General features: G+C 68.5%; 24 protein-coding genes. 10 read left to right on the top strand and 14 right to left on the bottom strand.

The annotated features are described in order from the left end of the window. Nucleotides 1–15: 15 nt before the first annotated feature. Genes A37E_RS0101105 through A37E_RS0101095 form a run of 3 tightly spaced genes read right to left on the bottom strand, consistent with a single transcriptional unit; the run spans nt 16 to nt 2,685 of the window. On the bottom strand, nt 16–873 hold the full coding sequence (locus tag A37E_RS0101105; RefSeq protein ID WP_081837380.1) for an ABC transporter ATP-binding protein: 858 nt from the start codon (nt 871–873) through the stop codon (nt 16–18). An 8-nt stretch (nt 874–881) separates the two neighbouring features. After that, nucleotides 882–1,703: an ABC transporter permease gene (locus A37E_RS0101100; protein WP_029554937.1), complete on the bottom strand. Its 822-nt coding sequence runs from the start codon at nt 1,701–1,703 to the stop codon at nt 882–884. Between the two features lie 10 nt (nt 1,704–1,713). Further along, nucleotides 1,714–2,685: an ABC transporter substrate-binding protein gene (locus A37E_RS0101095; RefSeq protein ID WP_029554936.1), complete on the bottom strand. Its 972-nt coding sequence runs from the start codon at nt 2,683–2,685 to the stop codon at nt 1,714–1,716. 353 nt (nt 2,686–3,038) lie between these two features. Between A37E_RS0101095 and A37E_RS25735 the strand changes: the two genes are divergently transcribed. Genes A37E_RS25735 through A37E_RS0101065 form a run of 6 tightly spaced genes read left to right on the top strand, consistent with a single transcriptional unit; the run spans nt 3,039 to nt 7,975 of the window. Further along, entirely contained in the window at nt 3,039–3,656 is a 618-nt protein-coding gene (locus tag A37E_RS25735; protein ID WP_051678695.1) for a thermostable hemolysin, read from the top strand. Further along, complete coding sequence (locus tag A37E_RS0101085; RefSeq protein ID WP_197022910.1) at nt 3,640–5,091, top strand: AMP-binding protein; 1,452 nt, start codon at nt 3,640–3,642, stop codon at nt 5,089–5,091. Before A37E_RS25735 ends, A37E_RS0101085 begins: the two co-directional genes overlap by 17 nt. Nucleotides 5,092–5,127: 36 nt before the next feature. Then, a complete protein-coding gene (locus tag A37E_RS0101080; RefSeq protein WP_029554933.1) occupies nt 5,128–5,796 on the top strand; it encodes an iron-containing redox enzyme family protein in 669 nt (222 codons plus the stop codon). Next, entirely contained in the window at nt 5,786–6,598 is an 813-nt protein-coding gene (locus A37E_RS0101075) for an SDR family NAD(P)-dependent oxidoreductase (protein WP_245279242.1), read from the top strand. Before A37E_RS0101080 ends, A37E_RS0101075 begins: the two co-directional genes overlap by 11 nt. Nucleotides 6,599–6,641: 43 nt before the next feature. Beyond that, nucleotides 6,642–7,313: a tetratricopeptide repeat protein gene (locus A37E_RS0101070; protein WP_029554931.1), complete on the top strand. Its 672-nt coding sequence runs from the start codon at nt 6,642–6,644 to the stop codon at nt 7,311–7,313. Next, nucleotides 7,313–7,975: a class I SAM-dependent methyltransferase gene (locus A37E_RS0101065; RefSeq protein ID WP_029554930.1), complete on the top strand. Its 663-nt coding sequence runs from the start codon at nt 7,313–7,315 to the stop codon at nt 7,973–7,975. Before A37E_RS0101070 ends, A37E_RS0101065 begins: the two co-directional genes overlap by 1 nt. A 4-nt stretch (nt 7,976–7,979) precedes the next feature. Here the strand turns inward: A37E_RS0101065 and A37E_RS0101060 are convergent, their stop codons facing one another. The 3 genes from A37E_RS0101060 to A37E_RS0101050 all read right to left on the bottom strand — a co-directional run bounded on the left by A37E_RS0101060 (nt 7,980) and on the right by A37E_RS0101050 (nt 11,392). Next, nucleotides 7,980–9,332 (bottom strand): HAMP domain-containing sensor histidine kinase, encoded by a 1,353-nt coding sequence (locus tag A37E_RS0101060; protein ID WP_051678693.1) that lies wholly within the window; start codon nt 9,330–9,332, stop codon nt 7,980–7,982. Nucleotides 9,333–9,342: 10 nt separating this feature from the next. Beyond that, nucleotides 9,343–10,020: a response regulator transcription factor gene (locus tag A37E_RS0101055; RefSeq protein WP_024278151.1), complete on the bottom strand. Its 678-nt coding sequence runs from the start codon at nt 10,018–10,020 to the stop codon at nt 9,343–9,345. 199 nt (nt 10,021–10,219) lie between these two features. Next, complete coding sequence (locus A37E_RS0101050; protein WP_029554928.1) at nt 10,220–11,392, bottom strand: MFS transporter; 1,173 nt, start codon at nt 11,390–11,392, stop codon at nt 10,220–10,222. Nucleotides 11,393–11,495: 103 nt separating this feature from the next. On the opposite strand from A37E_RS0101050, the gene A37E_RS0101045 reads away from it, so the two are divergent. Together A37E_RS0101045 and A37E_RS0101040 are read left to right on the top strand one after the other, a co-directional pair. Next, nucleotides 11,496–12,419: a LysR family transcriptional regulator gene (locus A37E_RS0101045; protein WP_029554927.1), complete on the top strand. Its 924-nt coding sequence runs from the start codon at nt 11,496–11,498 to the stop codon at nt 12,417–12,419. 81 nt (nt 12,420–12,500) lie between these two features. Continuing rightward, nucleotides 12,501–13,454, top strand: coding sequence for an aldolase/citrate lyase family protein (locus A37E_RS0101040; RefSeq protein WP_029554926.1), 954 nt, complete (start codon nt 12,501–12,503; stop codon nt 13,452–13,454). On the opposite strand, the gene A37E_RS0101035 is transcribed toward A37E_RS0101040, so the two are convergent. After that, the gene (locus A37E_RS0101035; protein ID WP_051678692.1) at nt 13,421–14,599 is read right to left on the bottom strand and encodes a GGDEF domain-containing protein; all 1,179 of its coding nucleotides are present in this window, start codon (nt 14,597–14,599) and stop codon (nt 13,421–13,423) included. The two genes, A37E_RS0101040 and A37E_RS0101035, sit on opposite strands and share 34 nt — an antisense overlap. 406 nt (nt 14,600–15,005) lie before the next feature. Between A37E_RS0101035 and A37E_RS0101030 the strand changes: the two genes are divergently transcribed. After that, nucleotides 15,006–16,490: a carbohydrate porin gene (locus A37E_RS0101030; protein WP_051678691.1), complete on the top strand. Its 1,485-nt coding sequence runs from the start codon at nt 15,006–15,008 to the stop codon at nt 16,488–16,490. A 70-nt stretch (nt 16,491–16,560) separates the two neighbouring features. On the opposite strand, the gene A37E_RS0101025 is transcribed toward A37E_RS0101030, so the two are convergent. The 7 genes from A37E_RS0101025 to A37E_RS0100995 form a co-directional block, all read right to left on the bottom strand. Further along, nucleotides 16,561–17,091: a 4-vinyl reductase gene (locus A37E_RS0101025; RefSeq protein WP_029554923.1), complete on the bottom strand. Its 531-nt coding sequence runs from the start codon at nt 17,089–17,091 to the stop codon at nt 16,561–16,563. 27 nt (nt 17,092–17,118) lie between these two features. Continuing rightward, nucleotides 17,119–18,093, bottom strand: a complete 975-nt coding sequence (locus A37E_RS0101020) for a dipeptidase (RefSeq protein ID WP_029554922.1) — start codon at nt 18,091–18,093, stop codon at nt 17,119–17,121. Between the two features lie 39 nt (nt 18,094–18,132). Continuing rightward, nucleotides 18,133–19,188 carry an ABC transporter ATP-binding protein gene (locus tag A37E_RS0101015; RefSeq protein ID WP_029554921.1) on the bottom strand — a complete coding sequence of 352 codons (1,056 nt, stop codon included), beginning with the start codon at nt 19,186–19,188 and terminating at the stop codon, nt 18,133–18,135. Nucleotides 19,189–19,199: 11 nt separating this feature from the next. Further along, nucleotides 19,200–20,006 carry an ABC transporter permease gene (locus A37E_RS0101010; RefSeq protein ID WP_029554920.1) on the bottom strand — a complete coding sequence of 269 codons (807 nt, stop codon included), beginning with the start codon at nt 20,004–20,006 and terminating at the stop codon, nt 19,200–19,202. Between the two features lie 7 nt (nt 20,007–20,013). Continuing rightward, complete coding sequence (locus A37E_RS0101005) at nt 20,014–20,940, bottom strand: ABC transporter permease (protein WP_081837377.1); 927 nt, start codon at nt 20,938–20,940, stop codon at nt 20,014–20,016. An 11-nt stretch (nt 20,941–20,951) separates the two neighbouring features. Next, nucleotides 20,952–22,019: an extracellular solute-binding protein gene (locus A37E_RS0101000; RefSeq protein WP_029554918.1), complete on the bottom strand. Its 1,068-nt coding sequence runs from the start codon at nt 22,017–22,019 to the stop codon at nt 20,952–20,954. A gap of 91 nt (nt 22,020–22,110) precedes the next feature. Beyond that, nucleotides 22,111–22,821 (bottom strand): isochorismatase family protein, encoded by a 711-nt coding sequence (locus A37E_RS0100995; protein WP_029554917.1) that lies wholly within the window; start codon nt 22,819–22,821, stop codon nt 22,111–22,113. Between the two features lie 126 nt (nt 22,822–22,947). On the opposite strand from A37E_RS0100995, the gene A37E_RS0100990 reads away from it, so the two are divergent. Beyond that, nucleotides 22,948–23,841 (top strand): LysR substrate-binding domain-containing protein, encoded by an 894-nt coding sequence (locus tag A37E_RS0100990; RefSeq protein ID WP_029554916.1) that lies wholly within the window; start codon nt 22,948–22,950, stop codon nt 23,839–23,841. Nucleotides 23,842–23,856: the final 15 nt, after the last annotated feature.

Below are 23,856 nucleotides of genomic sequence, written 5' to 3'. Positions count from 1 at the left end.
GATGCTGGTCCGCCCTCAGTCGGTGGTCAAGCCTTTGACCTCCACCTCCTCGAAGCGGTGCTGCTCGGCGGTGACGAGGGCGGACAATTCCCGCTTCAGCTCGTTGAAGGCGGTTGAAGCCGAATCCCGCGGGCGCGGCAGCTCCACCTTGATGTCCCGCTTGATGGTGCCCGGCCGGTAGGTGAGCACGACGATGCGGTCCGCCAGATAGATGGACTCTTCGATGGAGTGGGTGACGAAGACGATGGTCTTGCCCGTCGCCGACCAGATGCGGATGAGTTCATCCTGCAGCGAGCGGCGGGTGAGGGCGTCGAGCGCGCCGAACGGCTCGTCCATCAGCATCACCGGGCTGTCGAGGGCCAGCACGCGGGCGATGGCCACGCGCTGGCGCATGCCGCCGGAGAGGTCTTTCGGGAAGCGGTCGCGGAACTCCGCGAGCTTCAGCATGGCGAGCAGCTCGTTCACCTTGGGCTCGATCTGGGCGCGGCTCATGCCCTTGATCTCAAGCCCGAAGGCGATGTTCTGCGCCACCGTCATCCACGGGAACAGGGCGTATTCCTGAAACACCATGCCCCGGTCCGGCCCGGGGTCCTTCACCGCGCGGCCGTCCACCGTGATGGTGCCGGTGGTGGGGGCGGAAAAGCCGGCGATGGCGTTGAGCAGGGTGGACTTGCCGCAGCCCGAGGGGCCGAGCAGGCACACGAACTCGCCCTCATTGATGGTGAGGTCGATGTCCTTCAGGGCGACGATCTCGCCGCCTGGAATGACGAAGCGCTTGTCGACACCCGAGACCACGATGTGCGGCCGGGCAGCGTGCGCGAGTGCGGCGGGGGAGGGGGCGGGGCTGGCCGCGAGGGGAGCTGCGATGGGCATGTCGGTCCTCACGATTCCAGGCCGCGATGCCAGCGCAGCAGATGATTGTTCAGGCGGCTGACGGCGAGATCGATGGCGAGGCCGATAAGACCGATGGTCAGCATTCCCGCGATGATCTTGTCCGACCAGAAGTATTCCCGCGCCTCCAGAATGCGGAAGCCGAGGCCGTTGTTGACGGCGATCATCTCGGCCACGATCACCACGATGAAGGCGGTGCCGATGCCGATGCGCGCGCCGGAGAGGATGTAGGGCGTCGCCGCCGGCAGGATCACCCGCCGGAAGATGGTGAGGCGGCTCGCCCCGAGGCTGCGGGCGGCGCGGATGTAGATGCTGTCCACGTGCCGCACGCCGGCGATGGTGTTCATCAGCACCGGGAAGAAGGCGCCGATGGCGATGAGGAACACCGCCGGCGCGTTGCCGAGGCCGAACCACAGGATGGAGAGCGGGATATAGGCGATGGGCGGGATGGGTCGCAGCAGCTGCATCAGCGGATTGACATAGCGATAGATGGAATCGCTCGTGCCCATGAACAGGCCCAGCGGCAGCGCGAGGCCAGCGCCCACGGCAAATCCCATCACCACGCGCGAGAGGCTGGCGAGGGAATCGTGGATCAATTCGCCGGAGAAGATCCACGCGATCCAGCTTTCCGTTGCCGGATCATAGGCTTCCAGTGGGGCAAGATAGCTCCACCAGCGCGCCGCGACGGCGGCGGGGGAGGGCAGGACCATGGGGTTCACCCAGCCTGCGGAGCAGGCCACCTGCCAGAGGAGCAGCACGGCGACGGGCACGAGAAGCCCCTCGCCGAGCGCCTTGAAGCGCGAGATGTTCATGGGGCCGCCCTCACTTCACGCCGTTGGACGCCTTGGCGGCATTGAGCAGGTCGAGCTTCACCCAATCCTCGGCCTTGGCGGGGGCGGACATCTTGCCGACGCCGTACTTGGCCATCACGTCCGTGGTCTTCTGGATGTGGTCGGCGCTCATGTCGAGGGAGTAGGGCGAGTTGGCGAGGGCTTCCTGGAATTCCTCGCCCGTCAGCTGGCCCTTGAACACGTCCTGCGTCACGAACTTCTCGGCGGCCTTGGGGTCGTTCATGAAGGTCTTCTGCGCCTTCACGAAGCAGTCCATCAGCTTCTTCGCCGTCTCGGGGTGGTCCTTGTAGAACTTCTCGCTCATTACCAGCGTGCGGATGGGCGAGCCGATGGGCGTGTCGTAGGGCTTCAGCACTTCCACGCCGAAGCCACGGGCGATGGCCTGCGCCGACTGCGGCTCGGTCTGCATGATGGCGTCCACCTGCTTCTGCAGCAGCGCCTGGTTAAGGTCGGGATAGCCGAGATAGACGATGGTGATGTCCTTGGCGGACATGCCGTTCTTGCCCAGTTCGGCGGCCAGCAACACCTCCTGGATGGAGCCACGGGTGACGCCCACGCGCTTGCCCTTCATGTCCGGCACCGACTTGATGCCGCTGTCGGGGGTCGCCAGAAGGCGCGCGCCGCCACTGGCGAAGCCGCCGACGATATAGATGGGCGCGCCGTTGCCACGGCCGGAGATCGCCGCCTCGGAGGCGGTGGCGCCCACGTCCAGCTCGCCGGCGAGGATCGCCTGCATCACGTCCGGACCCTTGGGGAAGAGCTTGAGGTCGATGGTGATGCCGCAGCTCGGCGCGATCTCCTTCATGTAGGAGACGCCGGCGAAATGGGCGAGCTTGAGGTTGCCCACCCGCACCGTCTCCTGGGCCGAGACCGCCCCCGCTGCGACAGCGGACATCAGGACAGCGGACACAAGGGTGGCGGTGATGCGAAGTCGTTTCAGCACGGCGTTTCTCCCAGGGAGTCCGGCATTGGTGCCGGTTCGGATGATGCCCCCGCCCTTGCACCGCGCATGCCACCCCTGCGGAATGCGCGGGGCTGGCATTACTCATTGAAATAACACAATATTTTCCAAGCTCGTCCGCATGGGGATGGCGGAAATCCGCCATCTTGGGTGCTGGCGCGGCGGAAGTTCGCCGCGCGACGCTGGCCCCGTCGCGTGGCGCGAGGGCCTTCCGGTGCCCCGAAACCGCCTCAAATTCTCCCCGCCCTGACCGCTCACCTGTAAGCGAGGCGTAAGCTCAGCCTTGCAACGTCCGTGACAGAGCAATCAACGCACGAGCGGACGGACGAGCGGACATGGGATCTGCACATATTGTTGAACCCGGCGACGCCGAGCGCGCCGAGGTCGAAGCTTTCATCCGATCGGTTTATGCCCGCGAATACGGCGCCCATGTCGGCACGTTTGCCGAGCGCCTCCTGTGCCGACGGAATGCGGCGGGCGAGATCCTGTGCGCCGCCGGTCTGCGCCTCGCCGAAGACGGCTTCTTCTCCGAGCTTTATCTGGACGGGCCCGTGGAAGCCGCACTCTCCCGCTCCACCGGTCGCAAGCTGCGGCGCTCGGACGTCTATGAGGTGACGACGCTGGCCAGCGGAGCGCCGCACGACCTCGTGCCGTTCATCGCCGATATCGTGGCCTTCGGTGGCGCCAACGGCCTGTCCTGGTGCTTCTTCACCCTCACCCGCCGCCTGAGCCTGCTGGTGCGGCGGCGCGGCCTGTCGCCGATCTATCTCGGCGATGCTGATCCCGTCCGCGTCGCCCATCCCGAGGTCTGGGGTCGCTATTACGAGACCGAGCCGAAGGTCTTCGGCGTGTGCGGTGTGGACATGCTCGCCGCCTATCGCCGGGCGCAGACGGCTTCCGTCTGCATTCCGTCAGACGCCGGCCGGGTGCTGCATCATGCAGACATTTTTTGAGGCCGTGGCGGGCCACGCCCGCCGGGCACCGGATCGCGTCGCCTTCACCGATCCGGATGGCGCCATCACCCGCGCCGGGCTGCTGGCCGATGCGGCGCGCCTCGTCGCCGCGCTTCCTCCGGCCGCGCGGGTGGTCGGGCTGCTCCTGCCGAACGGGCGGGCCTATGCCGTGGCTCAGCTCGCATTGGTGGCATCGGGGCGCATCGCCGTTCCGCTGCCCGGCTTCTTCAGCCCGGCCCAGATCGCCCATGTGGTGCGCGATGCGGGCATCGAGCTGATCCTCGTCGCGCCGGGCGGGGAGGGGGCCGTGCCGGAAGGCGTCGCCTGTCAGCCGGTCACCGTGACCGGCGCGCCCGGCGCCACGCCGGCCTTCCGCGCGGGCTATGGCACGCTCATCTACACCTCCGGCAGCACCGGCCAGCCCAAGGGCGTGCGGCACGAGAGCGGGCAGGTGGGCTGGTCCGCCGCCGCGCTGGCGGAAGCGATCGGCGCGCGGGAGGACGACACCTATCTCTCTGTGCTTCCGCTCTCCCTGCTGCTGGAGAACATCTGCGCGCTGTTCATCCCGCCCCTCGTGGGCGGCAGCGTGCATTTCGACACCGCCGTCTCGGAGCGAATCGGCCGCGGTGCGGTCACCGGCATCGCCGAGGCGTTCGCCCGCCATCGGCCGACCACCGGCGTGCTGGTGCCCGAGCTGCTCCGGCTCTGGGTGGCGGAGCTTGCCGCCGCGCGGGCCTGCGCCCCGGACAGCCTGCGCTTCGTCGCCGTCGGCGGCGCCGCCGTTCCGCCTCAGGTGGCGGAGGCGGCATGGAATCTCGGCATTCCCGTGCACGAAGGCTACGGCCTGTCCGAATGCTGCTCCGTGGTGGCGGTGAACCGGCCGGGCCGGCGCGTGGCCGGCACCGTGGGCGAGCCGCTGCCGGGCCTGACCCTCACCGTCGTCGATGGGGAGTTGCACGTGGACGGGCCGTGCGTCACGGACGGCTATCTGCGCGGCGCGCCGGCCCTCCGGCCATGGTCGACGGGCGATCTGGCGGCGCTGGATACGGACGGCCGGCTGACGATCTCCGGCCGCAAGGACAATCTCATCGTCACGCCGCTTGGGCGCAACGTCAGTCCCGAATGGGTCGAGACGACCCTCCTCGCCGATCCCTTCATCGCCGCCTGCGCCGTCGCGGCGGATCCTGAGGGCCTCGCGGCTCTGGTGGTGCCGGTTCCCCCCGCGGCCGAATGGTTCGCCCATGCGGGCCGCGCGGCGGTGGAGGCGCGCATCTCCGCCGCCTGCGCGGGGCTGCCGCCCTATGCGCGGCCGGCCCGTGTGCGCGTCATCGAAATGGCTCCCGCCCGGGCCGCGGGCCTGTTCACCGACAACGGCCGCATCCGCCGTCGCGTGGCGCACGATCTGCTCGCTGCCGACGTGGCCGTGACCCTCTGACACCCCTTCCCGGCCATCATCAGAAAGGCATCGGCCATGAGCTTCCATGAACGCCTGACCCGTGAGACCGCGGCGGCGCGCGAGAGCTTCCTCGCCATTCCCCTCGTCGCCAACGCGCCCCGCACGGGCGGCACGCGCGAACTCTATCTGGCCTTCCTGACCGAGGCCTACCACCACGTGAAGCACACCTTCCCGCTGCTGGCGCTGGCCGCCTCCCGCACCACGGACGAGCGCTATCAGGCAGCCCTCCTCGAATACATGGAGGAGGAGCGCGGGCACGAGAAATGGATCCTCGACGACATCCGCGCCATGGGCGGCGATGCCGAGGCGGTGCGCACCGGCCAGCCGGGGCAGGCCTGCCGCGTGATGGTGGGCTTCACCTATTACGCCATCGAGCATGTGAGCCCCTATGCCATGCTCGGCAGTGTGCATGTGCTGGAGGGCATGTCGGTGCTGCTCGCCGACCAGCTCGCGGCGACGCTGGCCAAGACGTTCGGGAGCGCGGGCGGCGCCGGCTTCTCCTACCTCACCTCCCACGGCAGCCTCGATCAGGCGCACGTGGCCTTCTTCCGCGCGCTGGTGAACGGCATCGAGGATACGGCGGTTCAGGACATCATCATCGACCATTCCAGGATGTTCCATCGCCTCTACGGCGACATCTTCCGCGAGCTTGGCGCTCGCGCGGAGCTGAGCCGTGCGGCGTGAGGACATGTCGGACCAGGGCGCTCCCCGCACGGGCTTGCCGCGCGAGGTGAAGTGCGTGCTCGTCACCGGCGGCGGCTCCGGCATCGGCCGGGCGCTGGCGCTGGAGGCCGGCCGGCGTGGCATGTTCGTGGCGGTGTGCGGCCGCCGCGCCGCGGCGCTGGAGGAGACGGCGGCGGCGCTGCCGCCCTCCGCCCGCCCCATCGTCATCCCGGCCGATCTCACCCGCGCGGAGGACCGCGCCCGCATCGCCGCCGGGCTGAAGCAGGCCTGGGGCCGGCTCGACCTGCTGTTCAACAATGCAGGCCGCGTGGATGGCGGCGATGTGGAGCAGATGGCCGACGCAGCGCTGGAAAATCTGTTCCGCACCAACGTCCTCGCCCCCATGGCGCTGACGCGGGACCTCGCCCCGCTGCTGGCCGCCGCCCGTCCGTCGCGGGTGGTGAACGTGGGCTCGGTGTTCGGCGACATCGCCTATCCCGGCTTTGCCGCCTATTCCGCCTCCAAGTTCGCCCTGCGCGGCTATTCCAGTGCGCTGCGGCGGGAATGGAAGGGGCGCGGCATTGCCGTCACCTACGCGGCGCCGCGGGCGACGCAGACCGATGCGGCGGCGGCCTTCAGTGACCTCATCGTCCGGACCGGCATGCGCCTCGATACGCCGGAGAAGGTCGCCGCCCACATCTGGCGGGCGGTGGATGCGGGCCGCGATGCCGTCTATCCCGCCGGCCCCGAGCGCCTGTTCGTGCTGCTCCAGCGCCTGTTCCCGAAGCTGATTGACCGGTCCCTCGCGCGCTCCGGCGCCTGAGCCGACGGATCACATCCACGCATTGCACACCAAGGACATCACCATGCGCGCAACCCTCCTCCTCGGCGCTCTCCTCTCCGCCACTTTCGCCGTTTCCGCCCATGCGGCCCCCGCCGCTTCCGCCCCCGCCGACGACCCCGTGCTCGGGCAGGTGAAGCAGATCCAGACCCGATGGGAGACCATCAAGTTCACCGTGCCGGAAGGCGACAAGCAGACCGACGAGATGACCGCCCTCGGCGCCGATGCCGACAGCCTCGCCGCCAAATATCCCGACCGGGTGGAAGTGCTGATCTGGGACGGTATCGTCACCAGCGAGCGGGCCTCCCTGGTCAATCCCATCTCGGCGCTGTCGCTCGCCTCCCGCGCCCGCGACACGCTGGAGAAGGCCTACAAGATGAACCCCACCGTGCTCGATACCGGCGCGCCCACCAGCCTCGGCGTGCTCTACTACCGGGTGCCGGGGTTTCCCGTAGCGTTCGGCGACAAGGCGAAGGCGCGGGCGCTGCTGGAACAGGCCACCAGGACCGCGCCGGACGGGCTCGACGCCTGGTATTTCTACGGCGATTTCCTGATGACCCAGGGCGAGTATGGGAAGGCCCGCGAGGCCTTCATCCACGCGCTCGCCATTCCCGTGCGCGCAGACCGGAAGGTGTGGGACGAGAACCGCCGGCTGGTCATCACCGAGAAGCTCGAACAGATCAAGGCCAAGCACTGATGGCGAACATCGCCTCCGCGGGCGTCGCCCCCCTGTGGCGCTGGCTCGGCCACCAGCTCGCCCACCCCGAGGGGGGAGGGGGCGTGCTGGTGGGGCGAGCGATGTCGCTCGCCAATCGCGCGCCTTACCGGCTGGCCATCGGGGCCCTTCGCCCCGCGCAGCGGGACCGCGTGCTGGAAATCGGCTTCGGGCCCGGCGCCGGCATCGCGGCATTGGCGGAGTGCGTGCCGGGTGGCCATGTGGCCGGCATCGAGGGCTCGCCGGCCATGCTCCGGCTCGCGGCGTCTCGCAATCGCGGTGCCGTCGCGGGCGGTCAGGTGGAGTTGAGGGAGGGGGACTTCCGCGCTCTGCCGTGGGCCGGTGCGAGCTTCGACGGGGTGCTCGCCGTCAATGTCGCCTATTTCTTCGATGCGGGGGGCGCCGCGGCGTCCGAGATCCGGCGGGTGCTGAAGCCCGGCGGGCGCGCGGTGCTCTACGTGACGGACCGATCGACCATGGCGCGCTGGCCGTTCGCCGGCGCGGATACCCACCGGACCTATGACGCGGCCGGGCTGCGGCGCCTCCTCGTCGAAGGCGGATTCCGCGATGCGGATATCCGCGTCGTTGCCCACCGGCTGCCGTTCGGGGTCGAGGGGCTGGTCGCCGTCGCACGGGCCGCGTGAGCGGTCAGGCCGCCGGCAGCCAGCCGGCATCGGGAAAGCGCATGATGGCGCGGCCGCCCGGGCCGGGATCGTTGGACAAGGTGAGGTCGCCACCGTGCGCCATCATGGTGCGCTCCACGATGGAGAGGCCAAGGCCCACCCCCTCCCGGCGCTCGCTGCGCACCCGCCCGCTGCGCCTCGCCTCGCGGTCGAGCACCTGCGCGGGAAAGCCCGGTCCCTGATCGCGCACGACGATGGCCGGCTCGCCGGTGATCTCCACCGAGATCAGCCCCTTTTCCGGCGTATGCTCAAGGGCGTTCTCGACCAGATTGCGCACTGCCCGGAACACGTCGTCCCGCCCGCCGGCCACGAGGACGGGGACATCCGGCGCGATCACCTCGATCATCCGGCCCCGGCCGACGATGCGGGGCGCGAGGAAGGCGGAGGCTTCGCGCGCCACCTCCCTCAGGTCCACGATCTTGCCGGGTTCGAGATTGAAGCGGCAGACCCGCGCGCGGTCGAGCAACTGCTCCACCAGCCGCGCCATGACACCGAGGTCGTGCTCCAGGATGCGGGCATGCGGGTCCTTCATGGTCGCAAGCTCGGCCTTCATCACCGCGAGCGGGGTGCGCAGCTCGTGCGCCATGTCGGCGACGAACTCCTCCTGCAGGCGGTGGGCCTCCCGCAGGCGGTCGAAGGCGGCGTTGACGGTGCGCACCAGCGCCAGAAGATCGTCCGGCAGCCCCTTCTCGGTGAGCGTCGCCGGGCCGCCGGGCTGGATGGCGCGCGCCTCCTCCACCGTCTGCGAGAGGGGGGCGAGGGCGATGCGCACGACGATGACGTTGACCGCGAGAATGGCGAGCAGGAAGGGCAGCCAGATCCAGGCGATGTCCTTCATGAATTCGTGCAGCACCGACTCGAAGATGATGTGCCCCTTGGGGAACATCAGCTGCACATAGACCGGGACGGGCACCTCCGGGATGCGGGTCGAGAGGCCGTAATATTCCCCCTCCTCCGCCTGCCGGGGAATCCAGAAATAGAGCGGGCGAACCGTGCGGAACGAGGTGAAGCGCTCCGTCACGCCGGGCGAGGCGGCGACGATGTCGCCCTTTTCATCCAGCACCACGTAGCGGCCGGATTCGTCCGCGATGCGTTTGCGGGTGGTGGCGTCGACATTGGCGGTCAGCTTGCCGTCGACGAAGTGGATGTCGTCGGCGATGTCGCCGATGAAGGCCTGCAGCGTGCCCTCGAAGAACAGCGAATGGGTGTTGTGGAAGCGGGTGTAGAGATAGAACGCGCCAACCGCCACCGCGACGAGGCTCACCCCCACGAGGCCCAGCACCAGCCGGCCGAACACGTCGCGGGGCAGGATTTTCACGGCTCTTGCCTCATGCCCGCGGCTCCGCCAGCAGATAGCCGATGCCGCGCAGGGTCACGATTTCCCGGTTGGCGCCAGCGCCGGAGAGCTTCTTGCGCAGCCGGTGGACCAGCACCTCGATGGCGTTGACGCTGACTTCCTCGTCATAGCCGTAGAGCGCTTCCTCAAGCGCGGACTTCTGCACCACCCGACCGGAGGAGCGCATCAGCATCTCCAGCGCACCGACCTCGCGGCGGCTGAAGTCGATGGCCGTGCCATCCACCACGGCGCGCCGCTCGGAGGGATCGAGGGCGATGTTGCCTTCCGCAAGGACCGTCTGGAAGGCGGTGCCCGGACGGCGCAGCAAGGCGCGGATGCGGGCGATCAGCTCGTCCACGTCGAACGGCTTGCGCAGATAGTCGTCGGCGCCCCGGTTGAGGCCCTGCACCACGGAGGCCTTGTCGTCCCGCGCCGTCAGCAGCAGTACCGGCGTCGAGGAGCCACGCCGGCGCAGCGCCTCCAGCAGGTCCATGCCGTCGCCGTCGGGCAGGCCGAGGTCGAGCACGATGCAGTCATAGGCGGTGGTCTCGGCGGCTGCGCGGGCGTCGGCGAGGGTCTCGAAGGCGTCGGTGGCGAAGCCGGCGGCGCGCAGGGCTCCGGCCGTCAGCGCCCGCAGGCGGGAATTGTCTTCGAGAATGAGAACGCGCATCGACCGTCCGGGGAAGTGGTGCGCCAGAGGGCGCACGGCACCACCATGCGCTGCACTAAGGCATTTCCACGGCCACGCCGGTCCCCCTCGGGATGATACGGAGGGGGCGCGTCCCTTCCGCGCGCATCGGACCAATCCGGCGTCGGTCTTTTCCGTTGGGGAATGGATGGCCGCTTCCCCAGCGGCCTTCCCTTGGTCTTCAGCCCCGGGCGGGCGCGGCTTCGAGCCCCCGGCGGCCACGCCGCAGCAGCAGGGTGAAGGCGAGGCCCGCGAGGGCGGTGCCAGCGCCGGCGAGGGAGACGGCGGGATAGCCGAGGCCGGCATCGATCACCGCGCCGCCCAGCGCCGCGCCCAGCGCATTGCCGAGGTTGAAGGCGCCGATGTTCATGGCCGAGGCCAGGTGCGGCGCCTCGGCCGCCTCGTGCACCACCCGCATCTGCAACGGCGGCACGAGGGCGAAACTGGCGATGCCCCACAGGAAGACCAGCGGCACCGTGGCGAGGTGCGAGTGCATGCCCGGCACGAACAGCATGAGGAGCACCGCCACCGCCGTCAGCGAGCCGATGAGCGTGCCGTCGAGCGAGCGGTCGGCGAAGCGCCCGCCCAGCCAGTTGCCCAGCGCGAGCCCCAGCCCGTAGACCACCAGCATGGCGGTGACGAAGCCGGAGGCGGCGCCGGTCTCCACCTGCAGGATCGGCGCGATATAGGTGAAGACCGTGAACATGGCGCTGGAGCTGACCACCGTCAGCAACAGGGCGGCGAGCACCGGGCCGCGCATGAGCACCTTCAGTTCCGCGCGCATGTCGCTCTCGCCCTGAACCTCGAGCGGGGGCAAGGAGAGGCGCACCGCCACCATGGCGATGGCACCGATGACGGCGATGCCGAAGAAGGCCGCGCGCCAGCCGATGGCCTCGCCCACCCACGCCGCGAGCGGCACGCCGCCGATGGTGGCGATGGTGAGCCCCGAGAACATGGCGGCGACCGCTCCGGCGCGCTTATGCGCCGGCACCACGCTCGCCGCCACCACCGCGCCGACGCCGAAGAAGGCGCCGTGGTTGAAGGAGGTGACGATGCGGCCGGCGAGCAGCATCCAATAGCCGTCAGCCAAGGCGGAGATGAGGTTGCCCACGGTGAAGATGCCCATGGAGAGCACCAGCAGCCGGCGGCGGGGCATGCTGGCGAAGGCCAGCGTCATGATGGGTGCGGTGACCAGAACGCCGAAGGCATAGGCGCTCACCAGCAGGCCGGCGGCGGGGATGGAGACGCCGAGGTCCGTGGCGATGATCGGCAGCATTCCCATGGGGGAGAATTCTGTGACGCCGATGCCGAAGGCGCCGATGGCGAGCGCCACCAGCGGCAGGTTGATCTTCATGGGAGGAACTCCGGGGCAGATCGTGTTGCCCCGGAATATGGTTGACATTGCAGTGCAGCAATAGAGAGCATCCGAGACCAGCATCTGTGCGCCGGAGTCACGAATGGACCGCCCCGACCGGACCGGAGAGATGGCCGCCTTCCTCAAGGTCGCGTGTGCCGGCAGCCTTTCTGGGGCGGCCCGCGAGCTGGGCCTGACCCCCTCGGCGGTGAGCCGCATCCTGGCCCGCATCGAGGCGCGGCTCGGCGTGCGCCTGATGGTGCGGACCACCCGGCAGCTGCGCCTCACGGCGGAAGGCGAGGCCTATGCCCGCGCTGCCCGGCGCATCCTTGCGGATATAGACGAGACGGAGGCGGCGCTGGCCGACCGCGCCAATCCGCGCGGGCGCATCCGCGTCAGCGCCTCCATGGCCCATGGTCGCCTCGTTATTGTGCCGCTGCTCGGCGAATTCGTGGCCCGCTATCCGGATATCGAGGTGGAGATGGAGCTGAGCGACGAGATCGCCGACGTGCTCGGCGGGCGGGTGGACGTGGCCATCCGCTTCGGCCCCCTCGCCGACAGCCCGCTGACCGCCCGCCGCCTCGGCGAGACCGGGCGCACCGTCATCGCCGCGCCGGCCTATCTCGCCCGCCACGGCACGCCCCGCGTGCCGGCCGACCTTGCCCACCACAACTGCCTCGATTTCAGCTTCCGCCGCATCGAGCCCGGCTGGCCGTTCCGCGAGGACGGGCGCGACTACATGCTGGAGGTGAAGGGCAACATCACCGCCAACAACGGCGAGACGCTGGTGCAGCTCGCCGCGCAGGGGGTGGGCATCACCCGCGTCGGCAATTTCCACATCGATGAAGCCAATGCGCGCGGCGAATTTGCCTGCGGCGCGCTGGTGCCGCTGCTCGAAGCGTTCAACCCGCAGGACAAGGAAAGCATTCACGCGGTGTTCGTGGGGGGCGCCAACACGCCGGCCCGCGTGCGCGTCTTCGTGGATTTCCTCGCCGAAAAGCTCCGCGGCGCCCATCCGGGGACGTGACGCGCCCCAAAGCCCACCGCGCCGCCTCTTGTGCGCCGGCCGCGTTCCGGCTCATCTCGCCGCCTCGGGAGAGAAAGACCCATGTCGGCGACAGAACAGAAGACCACCGCACGGCAGGACAGCACCCGCCGGCCGCCGGAGCTCCGGCGCAGCTGGCTCTTCGCGCCCGGTGGCGACAAGAGTGCGCTGATGGCGGCGATGGCCTGCGGCGCGGATGCGCTGATTCAGGAACTGGAGGATTTCACGCCGCCGGAGCTTCGGGCCGCGGCGCGGTCCATGTCTGCGGAGGTGATGGCGGCATGGCGCGCGGCGGGCATAGTCGCGTGCGTGCGCATCAATCCGCTGGAGGGGGACGGCCTCGCCGACCTCGCGGGCGTGATCGCGGGGCGGCCGGACGCCATCCACCTGCCCAAGATCGCCGAGCCCGCGCAGGTCATCGCGCTGGATGCGGAGATCAGCCGCCACGAGGCGCGGCTCGGCCTGCCGCCCGGCGCCATCGAGATCGTGCCCAACATCGAGACCGCGCGCGGCATCATGCAGACCTATGCCATCGCCACCGCCAGTCCGCGCGTGACGGCCGTTTTGTGCTCCACCGAGGATCTGGCGGAAGACCTCGACGCGCCGCGCAGCCGGGCGGCCCTGGAGCTGGCCTATGCCCGCCAGCGCTTGCATCTGGAGGCACGGGCGGCGAAGGTGCTCTCCATCGACTGCCCCTACACCTTTGCCGATCTGGAGGGCTGCGAGGCCGATGCCCGCGCCGGCCGGGCGCTGGGCTACAGCGCCAAGAGCGCCGTGGAGCCCGGCCACATCGCGCTCATCAACACGGTGATGACCCCTTCCGCCGTCGCTGTCGCCGAGGCGGTGGAGATCGTCGCGGCCTTCGAGGCGGCCCGCGCCGCCGGTCAGGACCGGGCGCGACTGGGAGATCTCATCATCGAGGTGCCGTTCTATCTCTCGGCCAAGCGGCTGCTCGCGCGCGCGGCGGCGCTGGGGGAGGGCGCTCAGGCGGCTTCCGGGCGGTCCGCCATCCGGTAGCGGTTCCGGCCGTCCGCCTTGGCCTGGTAGAGGGCGATGTCGGCGCGGCGGATGGCGGAGGCGAGGGGCTCGCCGGGGGCGATCAGCGTGCCGCCGAGGCTGGCCGTGATGCGCCGCTCCTCCGGCAGCCAGGCGAAACGCATCTGCTCCGCCCCGGTTCTCAGCGCGGCGGCGATGCGGGCGAGGGCCTCGACATCGGCGGCGGTCATCAGCAGGCAGAATTCCTCTCCGCCGATGCGGCCACACAGATCCCGCGGGCGCGCGCAGGCCGCGAGCAGCGCGCCGAACCGCCGGATCACCTCGTCGCCGGCCGGGTGGCCGAACCTGTCGTTGATTGCCTTGAAATGATCGAGGTCGCAGAGCAGCAGTCCGATGCGGGTGCCCGGCGGCGCGGCTTCCGCGAGGCGCTCCGCGCGTTCGAGGAAGGCCGTGCGTGTGAGGACGCCGGAGAGGCCGTCCCGCTCCAGCCGTCCGGTGGCTTCGGCGATGACCTCCCTCACGACGAGCGCGAGCAGCGCCACGCCGAGCATGAGCGAGAGGATGCTGCCGGCTGTCTGCGAATAACGGGCATAGGCGCTCGTCAGATAGTCCCGCACCCCGTTGTCGGCACCTTCGAGTGGAATGAGCACCGCCTTCGCTGCGAACTGCAGAGCGCAGAGCCCCAGCACGCCGGCGAGGACAAGATCCACCGCCCGCCCGGGCGCGTGCCGCAGCACGGTGCCGGCGGCGAAAGCGAGGATGGCCGCGAAGGGCAGTTGATAGGTCAGCGCCTGCGCCCAGCCTCCGCGCGGCAGGTCGACGCCCGCAAGCGCCGTGAAGGCCACCGCGAGGAGCGCCGCCGCGCCGAGCCAACCGAGGCGCGAATCAGGTCGGTAATGGCGCCGCAGCCCCGCCGCGATCAGGGACAGCGCCGCCATGAGCGATCCGAACGAGAGGGTCGAGGTGAGCCTGACCGAGGGGATATCCGGCGCCAGCGCCTCGATGAGCACGGTGGCGGCGGCGCAGACGAAGGCCGCGGCGCACCAGCGCCCCAGCTCCACCGACGAGCGCCAGGTGGTTCCAAGGAACGCCGCTGCGAATGTCAGGCCGATCGCGCCATTGATGAGCAGAAGGAATGTGGCGTCGGTCAATTTGGCGTCGGTCATGGCGCCCAGCGTGTCGCTCCCGTCCCGGTCGCCGTCGCGGCGCGTTGCATAGTTACCACATCGGCCAGCGAACCATCATGGCCCATTGGCCTGTCCGGCTGGTCGTGGAGGTTGGCGGTAACCGGGGCGGGCGATCTAACTATCGGATATCGCGGCATGAATTCCTCAGGTTGGCAAAAGTTCCCGTCATCTCCATACCGCCAGTTTAGAGATATTCTATATCAATAAGGGGGCCGACCTGATTGACAAAGCATGGCCGCTCGCCCCCAATCCGGCCTCGTTAGCGGCGATTTGCGGGTCTTTTTCAGCCTTGCGGAAGGCCGCGCTGTAACATGGTAGTCGCGCCGGCGCGGTAGGGCAGTTCGGGCCTTCTGCTGCGCTCCTTCTGCCGATGGGGGAATTTAAGATGCTGGACACCGTGTTTCGGACCGCCGCCCGCGGCAGCCGCGGGGACCTTCCGGGTACGCGGACCCTCCTTGCCCGCTATCTCCTCGCCGGCGTCGCCGCCGGTGCGCTGCTGGGCACTCCCCTGCTCGGCACCGCGCACGCGGCCGACGTGGCGACCAAGGCGCCGGCCGCAGCCGCTCCCGCCGAGGAGGAGGCCGAGCCCTCCATCGCCCCGCAGCTCGGCTGGCTGGGCGACTGGGGCGGCTACCGTCCCAAGCTCGCCGAAGCGGGCATCAAGATCGGCGTGAACTATATCGGCGAACTCTGGCGCAACACCGAGGGCGGCCTCGGCACCGGCACCGCCTATAACGGCCGCTTCCAGTTCTCCCTCGATGCGGACCTCGACAAGCTGTTCAACTGGAAGGGCGCGACCTTCCACGCCAGCGTGCTGCAGATCCAGGGCTCGGGATTCTCCGGCCAGTATCTCGGCAACATCATGGGCGTCAGCAACGTGGACGCCCTCTCCACCACCCGCCTGTTCGAGCTGTACATCGAGCAGGCGTTCGGCGACGGCAAGTCCTCCATCCGCTTCGGCCAGCTCTCCGCCGATTCGGAATTCGCCATATCGGACAACGGCTCGCTGTTCCTGAACTCGACGTTCGGCTGGCCGGCCCTGTTTGCCGCCGATCTGCCGAGCGGCGGCCCCGCCTATCCCCTCGCCACCCCCGGCGTGCGCGTGAAGTGGGTGCCGAACGACGAGTGGACGGTGCTCGTCGGCCTGTTCAACGGCAACCCCGCGCCCTGCTGCGGCGACCCCCAGGAAGAGAATAAGTACGGCCTGAACTTCATCGTCGATCAGGGCGTGTTCGTGATCGGCGAAGTGGCCTACAGCTACAACAAGGCCGAGAACGCCGCCTGGCTGCCCGGCACCGTCAAGGTGGGTGGCTGGTACAATTCCAATTCGTTCAACAGCCAAGTCTACGACATCTTCGGCGTGCCGCTGGCGAGCCCCGCTTCCATCGGCCTCCCCAACCAGATCCAGGGTGACTACGCCTTCTACGCCATCATCGACCAGATGATCTGGCGCAAGCCCGGCACCAAGGACAAGGGCATCAGCGTCTTCGGGCGCGTGACGGCGGCCCCCAGCGAGCAGAACCAGCTCGGCTTCTACTGGGATGGCGGCATCACCTTCAAGGGCCTCGTCCCGGGCCGCGAGGACGACTCGTTCGGCGTCGCCTTCGGCAATGCGCGGGTGACCAACGCGGCCCAGCAGGCCGACCTCTACACCGCCCTCTACAACGGGTCCTACTACCCCATCCGCAGCAGCGAGACGGTGCTGGAAGTGACCTATTCGGCGCAGGTGATGCCCGGTTGGACCATCCAGCCCGACTTCCAGTACATCTGGAACCCCGGCGGCGGCGTGCTGAACCCGAACGATCCCCTCGGCATCTCGCTTGTGAAGAATGCCGCCGTGTTCGGCGTGCGCACCACCATCAACTACTGATCGATCCAAAGAAAAGCCGGGCGGCCGCGAGGTCGCCCGGCTTTTCTGCGTCCGGCGTGCCGGCTGGCGCTCAATCTATGGCGGGAGCCACCTCGAACAGGCAGTGGTCAAAGCCCTCGGCGGCGCATTGCACCTCGCGGGCCTGAAGCCGGCGCGGTGCGCCCGCCTGCTCGCAGACGAATTCCAGCGCTCCGGCGAGCCACGGCGCGAACATGTAGCAGAGCTTGCGGCCCGCGCCCTTTGTCGCCTCGGTGACGAAGGAGGAGTGATCGAGCCGGATCGTCCCCGTCCCCGCCACCGGGTCCAGCGCGAGGATGGAGAAGTGCCCCCAGCCGCGCTGCGACAGCCGTTTCATGTAATGCGCGAACACGTCAGTGCCGGTGAGGCCATAGACCTCCGCCTGCCGCTCGCACCACACGAAGGCCGAGAGCCGGCCGGCGGGCGCCAGCGTCGCGTCGAACGCCTCCGCCCCCAGCGCCGCCTCGATGGCGAAGTGGTTGTTGTTGTAGAAGTGCTGCGGCACCAGGATCATGGGCATCTTGTCCACGAACCAGCGGCCGGTAGCCTCGTCCACATCGATCTCGATTTCAGGCTTCGCCATCGGGACCTCGCTCCGGAGCAGGGGGACTCACTTTCCCCACACATCCTTCAGCAATTGCAGCCAGTTTCCACCCATCACCTTCTCGATGCGCCCCGTGGACCAGCCGCGCTTCTCCATCGCCGCGGTGAGGTTGGGGAAGTCGCCGATCACGCGGAAGCCCTCGGGATTGATGACCTCGCCGAAGTCGGTGAGCTTGCGGCCGGTGCCCTTGTCGTGGGTGATCCAGTCGAAGAAGGGCTTGCCATAGCCCTGGGTGAAGTCCGTGCCGACGCCCACCATGTCTTCGCCGGCGATGTCGATGACGTATTCCATCGCCTCCACATAGTCCGCGACGGTGGAGGCCGGCCCCTTCTTCAGGAAGGGCGGGAACATGGTGACGCCGATGAAGCCGCCCTTGTCGGCGATGAAGCGCAGCTGCTCGTCGGTCTTGTTGCGCGGGTGGGCCTTGAGGCCGGCCGGCAGGCAGTGGGAATAGGCGACGCGCTGTTTGGAGGCGAGGATGGTGTCTTCCGAGGTCTTCGGGCCGACGTGGGAGAGATCGCACAGGATGCCGAGGCGGTTCATCTCCGCCACCACGTCGCGGCCGAAGTCGGAGAGGCCGCTGTCACGGCCCTCGTAGCAGCCGGAGCCCACCCAGTTCTGGGTGTTGTAGGTCATCTGGATGATGCGCACGCCCAGCTCGTGGAACAGCTCGAGATATTCCAGGTGGTCCTCGATGGCGGTGGTGTTCTGCCAGCCGAGGATGATGCCGGTCTTGCCGTCCTCTTTCGCCTTCAGGATGTCGGCGGTGGTGTAGACCTGCGAGATGAGGTCCGCGTTGGCCGCGAAATCCTTCTTCCACCGGGCGATGTTGCGCATCGTCTCGGTGAAGTTGTCCCAGATGGAGCAGGTGCAGTTGGCGGCGGTGAGGCCCCCCTTGCGCATGTCCTCGAAGACGGGACGGGAGAAGTCGGAGATGATGAGCCCGTCGATGACGATGAGCTTGTCGTGAAGGTCGGACACCGGGTTTTCCCCTTTATTGGAAACGAAATTCAGGAAGGCTCAGGCGGCCACCAGCGTTCCGGCGTTTGGATGCCAGGAGACGCGCACGGGCTGGCCGGGCTTGAGCGGGGCGGGGCCGCCCACGGCGGGTGAGGGGCGGCGGGCGATGAGGGCGAGGCCGGAGGCGGTGGCCACGCGATAGTCGATGACGAGGCCGCGATAGGTGGCGAGCTCCACCACGGCGGGAAGCGCGTTGTGGTCGTCCTCCGCGCCGTCCAGCACCAGCCGCTCCGGCCGCACGGCGAGGGAGAGGTCGCCGGAGAGGCCCGCAGGATCGACACGCACCTCCTCGCCGCTCGCCAGCCGGAACCGGCCGACGCCAGCGAGTTCGCCGGGCAGCAGGTTCGTCACGCCCATGAACTCGGCAGCGAAGCGCGAGGCTGGCCGGCCGAAGAGGTCGTCCGGCGAGCCCTGCTGCTCGATCTTGCCGGCGCGCATGAGCACCACGCGGTCGGCCACCGACAGCGCTTCGTCCTGGTCGTGGGTGACGAAGATGGTGGTGATGCCGAGCTGCTGCTGCAGGGTGCGGATCTCCGTCTTCATCTCGTGGCGCAGCTGGGCGTCGAGGTTGGAGAGCGGCTCGTCCAGCAGCAGCACGTCCGGCTCGATCACGAGGGCGCGGGCCAGCGCCACGCGCTGCTGCTGGCCGCCGGAGAGCTGCTTGGGCAGGCGCTCGGCGAGGTGGGAGAGCTTCACCCGGTCGAGGGCGGTCTTCACCTTGCCGGCGATCTCCGCCTTGGGGAGCTTGCGCATCTGAAGCCCGAACGCGACGTTCTCGGCGACGCTCATGTGCGGGAACAAAGCGTAGTTCTGGAAGCCGAAGCCCATGTTGCGCTTGTTCGGCGGCAGATGGGTGAGGTCGCGCCCGCCCACGAGGATGCGACCTTCGGTTACGGGGATGAAGCCGCCGACCATGCGCAGCGTCGTGGTCTTGCCGCAGCCGGAAGGGCCGAGCAGCGCGACGAGTTCGCCCTCGCCGATGGTGAGGGAGACATGGTCCACGGCGGTCATGGCGTCGTAGCGCTTGACGATGGATTGCAGCACGACATCGGACATGAGCACGCTCCTCAGAAGGCGCGGGAGAGGCGGGCGTAGCGATCCGACACGAGGAGCAGCACGCCGATGATGAGGATCTGCACGGTGGCCACCGCCGCCACCGTCGAATCCAGGTTCCATTCGAGATAGGAGACGAGCGCGATCTGCAGCGTGGTGCGCCCCGGCCCCACGAGGAAGATCGACTTCTCCAGATCAATGAAGGAGATGACGAAGGAGAAGAGCGCCGCCGCCACGATACCCGGCTTGATGATGGGCAGCGTCACCCGGAAGAAGGTGGTGAGCCGGCCCGCCCCCAGCGATTGCGCCGCTTCCTCGTAGGAGGGGCTCATGCCCACCAGCGAGGCTGTGACGAGCCGCACGGTCCACGGCAAGGCGATGAGGCCGTGGGCGACGAACAGGCCCGGCAGGGTGCCGGAAATGTCCACGTCCAGCAGGATCTCCAGCTCGATGAAGGCCATGAACAGCGCGGCGCCCCCGACGATGCCCGGCACCACCATGGGCGAGAGCAGAAGCGTCTGGATGGCATCGCGCCCGGGGAAGCGGTAGCGCACCAGCGCGAGGCTCGCCGGCACGCCGAGCGCCAGCGAGAGGGCCACCGCCACCAGCGCCGTCTCGACGCTGGTGATGAAGCCGTTGCGGAAGGAGTCGAGCTGCCAGGCGCGCGCGTACCAGTCCAGCGTGTAGCCCGTCGCCGGGAAGGAGAGGATGCGGTTGGCGAAGAAGCTGACCCAGATCACCGCGCCCAGCGGCAGCACCACGAAGGCGAGCACGAGGGCGGTGATGGCGGCATAGATGCGGTTGACGGCGAGAAGTCCCATTTGCCCCTCACTCGCTCCAGCGCCGGTAGCGGCGCTGCACCAGGACGTTGGCGGTGGTGGTGAGCACCAAAGTCACCGCCATCAGCACGAAGGCGAGCGCCGCGCCGAACGGCCAGTTCATGGCTTTCGCCACCTGCTGGTAGACGGTGGGCGCCATCATGTGGAAGCTCGGCCCGCCGATGAGGACGGGCGTCGCATAGGCGTTCATGGAGAGGATGAAGCAGAGCATCGTCCCGGCGAGGATGCCGGGCAGAGCGAGCGGCAGCACCACGCGCCACAGCACCGTGAGGTGGGAGGCGCCCAGCGACTGGGCGGCGGACTCAAGGTTCGCGTCGATGCCCTCGATGACGCTCTGCAACGTCACGACCATGAAAGGCAGCAGCACCGAGACGAGGCCGATGACCACGGCGGTGGGCGTGTACATCAGCTTCACCGGCGAGAGGCCGACGGCGCCGATGACGGCGTTGAACAGCCCCTTGTCGCCGAGGATGACCATCCACGCCGCCGTCCGCACCGCATTGCCCATCAGGAGGGGCAGCACGATGAGCAGGAGCAGCCGCCCCTTCCACTTGTCGCTGGCCTGCCGCACCAGAAAATAGGCGACCGGGAAGCCCGCCACGAGGCACAGCAGGGTGGAGAGGGCGGAGATCCACAGCGTGGTGCCCAGTACCTCCTGATAGAAGCTGTCGGCGAAGAAGCGGGCGTAATTGTCCAGCGTCAGCGCCTCCACCATCATCTGCCCCGGCACGAACCGGTTCAGCGAATAGCGGAACATGAGCGCCAGAGGCCCCATCAGCGCGACCAGCACGAAGATCGTGGCCGGCGCCGTGAGGCCGTAGGCGGGGGCGAGCCGCCGCCCCTCCCGCCCGCGCGGTGCGGGCGGAGATGTTGTTGCCACCGGCGCGGTGGCGCCGGAGCTTGCGGAGGAGGTCATGGGGGCCTCGCTCAGCGGGCGATGTTCTTGTTCCACCACTCCAGCCATTCCGCCGTATTCTTGGCCACGTGCGCGTAATCGGGGAACTTCAGTGCGGCGGCCTCGGCGGCGGTGAAGTCCACCTTCGCCTTGAGTTCGGGCGAAAGTTCCGCCTTGCCGTTGGCCGGGGCGTAGAAGCTCGCGCCGGCAAGGCCGGCCATGGCTTTCGGGTCCAGCATGGCGTTGAAATAGATGTAGGACAAATCCGGGCTCGGCGCCTTCTTCGGCAGGGCCGCGCCGAACATCACCGCGATGGCGCCCTCGGACGGGTAGCCGATGGCGAGGGGGGCGCCGTCATTGGCCCATTGCAGGCCGCGCGCCTTGTAGTTCACCGCGATGTCCACCTCGCCGTTGACGAGGCCGGCGCCGAGCTGCTGGTGGGCGGCATAGATGCGCGGCTGGGTGAGTTCCTTCAGCTCGAGGAGGCGCGCCTTGCCTTCCTCGGTATTGGTGACGTTGCCGCCCTTAATCAGGCCGGCCATCATGATGTAGTTGAAATAGAGCTGGTTGGTGAGGCCGATCTTGCCAGCCCATTTCTTGTCCCACAGCTCGGCATAGGACTTGGGCGGGTTCGGTACCTTGTCCTTGTTGTAGATGATGGTCACGCCGCTGTAGAGCCACGGCACGAAGAAGGGCTTGGACTTCAGGGCGGGGACGACGTTCGCGTAGTTCGGCACCTTGGAGAAGTCGATGTTCTCGATCACCTCCTGCCCGTACAGCTCGACGCTGTCGCCTTCGTTGATGTGGATGACGTCGATGGTGCCGCGCCGCAGCCGCTTCTCGGCGATCAGCTTCGCCTTGCGCTCGGGCTCCATGCCGAGATCGCGGACGATCTTGATGCCCTGGCTCTCCACGAGCGGGGCTTCCACGAACTTGATGGTGCGCTCGTTCCAGTCGCCGCCCCAGTTGGAGACGACGAGGGTCTTGTCCTGCGCGCGGGCGAGGCCGGGCATGGCAAGGGCGGTGGCGCCCGCGCCGAGGCCGGCAAGGACGGCGCGGCGGGAGGGGGCGCCGGTGAGCTGGGTAATGAGCTTGGTCATGTTCGCCTCTGGATTATGATTTGAAGTCGAACGCTTAAAACCGGCGGCGCTGGGGGCGCCACCGGCAGGTCTTGTCAGAAGTACTTCGGCCTCACGCGGCCGCCCTGGATTTGCCGCCCACCTCATCGAGATAGGCAATGCAGCGCTCCAGCGGCTCCACGTCGGCGAACTTGGCGTCGATGTCGAACAGGTTCCACGCCACGGCGCCGGGCACGCGATCCCCGATGCATTCCTTCACCGCGATGGTGCGGAAGCCCTCGGCGAGGCCGTCGCACAACGTGGTGCGCACGCAGGCCGAGGCGGTGACGCCGGTGACGAGGATGGTGTCCACGTTGTTGGCGCGCAGGAAGCCGGCGAGATAGGTGCCGTGGAAGGCCGAGGCCCGCTTCTTGATGAGCACCTGCTCGCCTGCCACCGGCTCGATGCGGCTGTCGATGGCCCACAGCTCGGGCTTGGCCTGGTCCACCACCTCGATCGGGATCTTGTGGTGCCACAGGCCCATGTCGGTGGCGGCCTTGGTCTCGTCCGTCACCTGGTAGCAGGTGGTGACATGAACCACCGGATGGCCGTTGCGACGGCAGGCGGCGAGCAGCGCCTGCACGCCGGGGATGATCTGGTCGTCGATCTTCTCGCAGGTGAACGGGTTGCCCGGGCGGGTCCACGCATTGGCGAGGTCCACATTGATGAGCGCCGGCCGCCGGCCGAAGCCGACCCGCCGCTGGAAGCCGTTGCGCTGGTACAGCTGGGTTGCCTGCTCGAAGGCGCGCGTCAGCGCTGCGTCGAGGTCTTCCTCGAAGGCCATGTCCTTGATCCCTGATGGTTTTGTGCCCGTTGCCACCGGGCTCGCAGGGAGAAGATTGGGCGAGGTCAGTCGGCTTGGGAAATTCTAATTTCGGCGCTATTGATATCTTTTGTGGTATCAATAGGCATGCGCTTCGATCTCCGCCACGTCCGCTGCTTCGTGATCCTCGCCGAGGAGCTGCATTTCGGCCGCGCCGCCCAGCGCGCCCACATGACCCAGCCGGGCATGAGCCGCCTCATCCGCGATCTGGAGCAGGATGTCGGCGTGCCGCTGTTTGCCCGCACCACCCGCACCGTGGTGCTCACCGAGGCGGGGAAAGCCTTCCTTGCGGAAAGCCGAGAGGCGCTGGCGCGGCTGGAGCGGGCGGTGACCAGCGCGCGGCGCACCGCGGGCGGCGAGGTGGGCGTGCTGCGCATCGGCTACATGGACTTCGCCATCAACGGCCGCCTGCCGGAATTCCTGAACGCCTTCAGCCGCTACCGGCCGGAGATCCGGCTGGAGCTGTCGTTCACCCCGACGCTGCAGCAGCAGGAGGCGCTCCTGGTGGAGCGCATCGACATCGGCTTCATGATCGGGCCGTTCGAGGAGGCGGGCATGGAGAGCTACACCTTCGACGACCATCGCTACGTGGCGCTGCTCCCCATCACCCATCCCCTCTCCAACGTGCGGGTGCTGCGCCTCGCCGACCTTGCCGACCAGCCGTTCGTGCTGGGCTCGGGCGAGAACTGGGGCGCCTTCCGCACCGCCTTCTTCGCCGTCTGCCACCGCGCCGGCTTCACCCCGCGCATCGTGCAGGAGGCGTCGTCCTCCGAAGGCATCTTCGGGCTGGTGGCGGCGGGGGCGGGGGTCTCGGTCTATGCGAGCTGCGTGCGCAACCTGCAGCGGCGCGGCATCGTCATCCGCGATCTCGACGACGTGGCCGACAAGCTCGTCACCTGCGCCGCCTGGGCCACCCCGGTGCGCGCGCCTGCCGTGACGGTCTTCACAGACTACATGCGGCGGGTGTGGGGCGGGACTTGAGCGTTGCCTCCGCTC

Source organism: Xanthobacter sp. 91 (assembly GCF_000702385.1).
GTDB classification, from domain to species: Bacteria; Pseudomonadota; Alphaproteobacteria; order Rhizobiales; family Xanthobacteraceae; genus Xanthobacter; species Xanthobacter aminoxidans.
Note: the sequence above shows the minus strand (reverse complement) of the source record. Positions and strands in the feature narration are given on the sequence as shown.

Coding starts and splice junctions, on each gene's coding strand:
- A37E_RS0101010 (WP_029554920.1), bottom strand. CDS start 20,006: ATGGGACTTCTCGCCGTCAACCGCATCTATGCCGCCATCACCGCCCTC.
- A37E_RS0101015 (WP_029554921.1), bottom strand. CDS start 19,188: ATGTCCGATGTCGTGCTGCAATCCATCGTCAAGCGCTACGACGCCATG.
- A37E_RS0101030 (WP_051678691.1), top strand. CDS start 15,006: ATGCTGGACACCGTGTTTCGGACCGCCGCCCGCGGCAGCCGCGGGGAC.
- A37E_RS0101100 (WP_029554937.1), bottom strand. CDS start 1,703: ATGAACATCTCGCGCTTCAAGGCGCTCGGCGAGGGGCTTCTCGTGCCC.
- A37E_RS25735 (WP_051678695.1), top strand. CDS start 3,039: ATGGGATCTGCACATATTGTTGAACCCGGCGACGCCGAGCGCGCCGAG.
- A37E_RS0101045 (WP_029554927.1), top strand. CDS start 11,496: ATGGACCGCCCCGACCGGACCGGAGAGATGGCCGCCTTCCTCAAGGTC.
- A37E_RS0101070 (WP_029554931.1), top strand. CDS start 6,642: ATGCGCGCAACCCTCCTCCTCGGCGCTCTCCTCTCCGCCACTTTCGCC.
- A37E_RS0100995 (WP_029554917.1), bottom strand. CDS start 22,821: ATGGCCTTCGAGGAAGACCTCGACGCAGCGCTGACGCGCGCCTTCGAG.
- A37E_RS0101055 (WP_024278151.1), bottom strand. CDS start 10,020: ATGCGCGTTCTCATTCTCGAAGACAATTCCCGCCTGCGGGCGCTGACG.
- A37E_RS0101005 (WP_081837377.1), bottom strand. CDS start 20,940: ATGACCTCCTCCGCAAGCTCCGGCGCCACCGCGCCGGTGGCAACAACA.
- A37E_RS0101105 (WP_081837380.1), bottom strand. CDS start 873: ATGCCCATCGCAGCTCCCCTCGCGGCCAGCCCCGCCCCCTCCCCCGCC.
- A37E_RS0101035 (WP_051678692.1), bottom strand. CDS start 14,599: ATGACCGACGCCAAATTGACCGACGCCACATTCCTTCTGCTCATCAAT.
- A37E_RS0101025 (WP_029554923.1), bottom strand. CDS start 17,091: ATGGCGAAGCCTGAAATCGAGATCGATGTGGACGAGGCTACCGGCCGC.
- A37E_RS0101000 (WP_029554918.1), bottom strand. CDS start 22,019: ATGACCAAGCTCATTACCCAGCTCACCGGCGCCCCCTCCCGCCGCGCC.
- A37E_RS0101080 (WP_029554933.1), top strand. CDS start 5,128: ATGAGCTTCCATGAACGCCTGACCCGTGAGACCGCGGCGGCGCGCGAG.
- A37E_RS0101040 (WP_029554926.1), top strand. CDS start 12,501: ATGTCGGCGACAGAACAGAAGACCACCGCACGGCAGGACAGCACCCGC.
- A37E_RS0101050 (WP_029554928.1), bottom strand. CDS start 11,392: ATGAAGATCAACCTGCCGCTGGTGGCGCTCGCCATCGGCGCCTTCGGC.
- A37E_RS0101065 (WP_029554930.1), top strand. CDS start 7,313: ATGGCGAACATCGCCTCCGCGGGCGTCGCCCCCCTGTGGCGCTGGCTC.
- A37E_RS0100990 (WP_029554916.1), top strand. CDS start 22,948: ATGCGCTTCGATCTCCGCCACGTCCGCTGCTTCGTGATCCTCGCCGAG.
- A37E_RS0101085 (WP_197022910.1), top strand. CDS start 3,640: ATGCAGACATTTTTTGAGGCCGTGGCGGGCCACGCCCGCCGGGCACCG.